2 protein-coding genes are annotated in these 2670 nt (G+C 74.3%); one reads left to right on the forward strand and one right to left on the reverse strand.

What is annotated here, in order from left to right; genetic code table 11:
• Positions 1–280: 280 nt before the first annotated feature.
• Positions 281–1219, forward strand: a complete 939-nt coding sequence (locus QMK28_RS33735) for a sirohydrochlorin chelatase (protein WP_326443506.1) — start codon at positions 281–283, stop codon at positions 1217–1219.
• 187 nt (positions 1220–1406) lie between these two features.
• On the opposite strand, the gene QMK28_RS33740 is transcribed toward QMK28_RS33735, so the two are convergent.
• Positions 1407–2477 carry a lactonase family protein gene (locus QMK28_RS33740; RefSeq protein WP_326443507.1) on the reverse strand — a complete coding sequence of 357 codons (1071 nt, stop codon included), beginning with the start codon at positions 2475–2477 and terminating at the stop codon, positions 1407–1409.
• Positions 2478–2670: the final 193 nt, after the last annotated feature.

Here is a 2670-nt window from a genome sequence, read left to right on the forward strand (position 1 = left end):
CGCTGCGCTCCGAACTCGCCGAGCGGCTGCCGCACGCGCGCACCGTCGAAACGGCCGGCGATCCGCTCGCCGGCGCGCTGCGTATCGCCGAGGCGCTCGCCGCCGATGAGCTGCGCCTTCCGGCCGATCCGGGGATTTTGCATATTCCGTCGAGGAACAGCACGTAACGGTCGGAAGCAGTCAGGGTGAAGGAGAAACGCCCCGGATAAACCGGGACGGATACCACCCAGCCGCACCCTCCCGAGCACCTATCCGCCCGGAGGCATTAGCATGCGACGCCATGAGTTCCCCCACAGGGCCCGCATCCGGCCTGCCCGTACGAATGCCGCGTCCCCGTCAGTCCGGACGGCACCGCCGACCGGAGCCCGTAGCCGCCCCGGAGGGCGCTCCCGCGCTGGTCCTGGCCGTGCCGGGAACCCCCTCGGCAGCCACCCGCAGCCTGGCGGAAGAAGCCCTCAGCATCGCCCGCTCCGAGCTCCCCGGGCTCGACGCCCGGATCGGCTACGTCGACGGGGACAGTGCGGAGTTCCCGACGCTGGAGGCCGTGCTCGTGCACGCCGCGGCGGAGCGGACCGCGCCGCTGGCCCCGGCCGAGGGCGCCGGGGCGGACGAGAAGCCCCCCGTCGCGCGTGAGCTCGACGGCCCGGCAGCCGTGGTCGTACCGCTGCTGGCGGGACCGGACACCGCACTGCTCCGCCGGATACGTCATGCCGTCATGAACAGCGGCTCCAGCGCCGAACTGACCGACGTCCTCGGGCCGCACCCGCTGCTCGCCGAAGCCCTGCACGTCCGGCTCTCCGAGGCCGGCCTGGCGCGGGCCGACCGGGCACGTCTGTTCACAGTCGCAACGGCCGCCGACGGCATCATCCTGGCGACGGTCGGCGGCGAGGAAGCCGTGCAGGCCGCCGGGATCACCGGGATGCTGCTCGCCGCCCGGCTGGCCGTTCCGGTGCTGGCCGCCGCGCTCGACGAGGAAGGCGCCATCGCCCGCGCGGCCGAGCAGTTGCGCGGCTCCGGCTCCACCCAGCTCGCGCTCGCCCCCTACCTGATCGGACCGGAGGTCGCCGACGGCCTGCTCGCGGCGGCTGCCGCCGAGGCGGGCTGCGACGCCGCCGAGGCGCTGGGCCCGTACCCGGCGATCGGCAAGCTGGCGCTGTCCAACTACGCGGCGGCGCTGGGCATCGTCCAGCAGACCCCGGAAAGCGCGTTCGTACGGTAGTCGGCGTTCGGCCGATGCGGAATGAGGGCCTGTTCGTGGTGCGGGGCCCTGCACCACGAACAGGCCCTCATCGCGTCGCGGGGCGGCGTGTCCGGCCCCCGGGGGCCGTCCTGCGGTCCGGCGTTCGGCCGCCGGGCCGTCCCCCGAGGCCCGGCCCGCACAGCCTCCCGCGACAGCCCGCGCGCGGTCAGCCGAAGGCGACGCAGGAGACCGCCGGCGCCTCGATCGAGCCGGCACGGCGCGGGACGCCCGTCCGCTCGTCGAGGTCGAACCATGTGACGTCGCCGGAGCGTTCATTGGCCGCGTAGAGACGGCGGCCCGCCGGGTCGAGCGTCAGATCGCGGGGCCCGCGCCCGCCGCAGTCGACCGTGGTGACGAGTTCCATGCCGTCGCCCGACGGATCGAGCGCGAGCACGGCGATGCTGTCGTGCCCCCGGTTGGCGACCCAGACGAAGCGGCCGTCGCGCGACAGCACCAGCTCCGAGGGGTGGTTGGGGGCCTCCGTGCTCTCCGCCTCCTCGGGCAGCACCCGGCTCTCGCCGATCGGCTCCAGCATCCCCGCGGCGGCGTCCCAGCGGCAAGCGGTGACGGTCGAGTCCAGCTCGTTGATGACGTAGGCGCGGTCGCCGCGCGGGTGGAAGGCGAGATGGCGCGGGCCGCTGCCCGGCCGCAGCCGCGTCTCGTGGTGCACACGCAGCGCGCCGGACTCCGCGTCGAGCGCGCACACCCGTACCGAGTCGGTGCCCAGGTCCACGCTGAGCACCCAGCGCCCCGACGGGTCGGGCAGCACGGCGTGGGCGTGCGGCCCCTTCTGCCGGTCCGGGTGCGGGCCGCCGCCTTCGTGCCGCAGCACCGCGCTCGGCGCGGCGGGCGTGCCGTCGGCGCGCAGCGGCAGCACGGACACGCTCCCGGAGCTGTAGTTGGCGGTGAGCAGATGACCCGCGACGCGGGCGAGATGCGTCGGCGCGCGGCCGTCCACGGGCGCGACCGCGCCGACCAGCGCCGGCCGGTCCGGGTCGGCGAGGGAGAGCGTCGCGACGCCGCCGGCGGCGACCTCGCTGACCGTGTGCAGCAGCGGTCCGCCCGCGGCGGCCGGGCCGGCGACCAGCAGGTACGAGGGGTCGGCCACCGCGTCGCTCGTGTGCAGGACGGTGAGCGCGCCGCTGTCCGGGTCGACGGCCGCGGTAGTGATCCCGCGCCCGCCCGCCGAGGTGAACGACCCGATGTACGCCCGCTGTCCGCTGCCCGTAAGGCTCACAGTGCTGTCCCTCTCCCGGAGTTGTGTCCGGGAGACGGTAACAGCGCTCCGGCTACGGTCTAGACCCAATACCGGTGACTTTGCTGGTGCTGGCTCGTTGAGTTGGTGTGCCAAGGCCCGGCCAGTTGAAGGAAGTTCAGGGTGATCGGTTTTCGGATCGCATCGCTCTGGGAGTGCTCACGCGTGCGTTTCC

Origin of the sequence: Streptomyces sp. H27-D2, from assembly GCF_035828615.1 — a bacterium.
Lineage (GTDB): Bacteria > Actinomycetota > Actinomycetes > Streptomycetales > Streptomycetaceae > Streptomyces.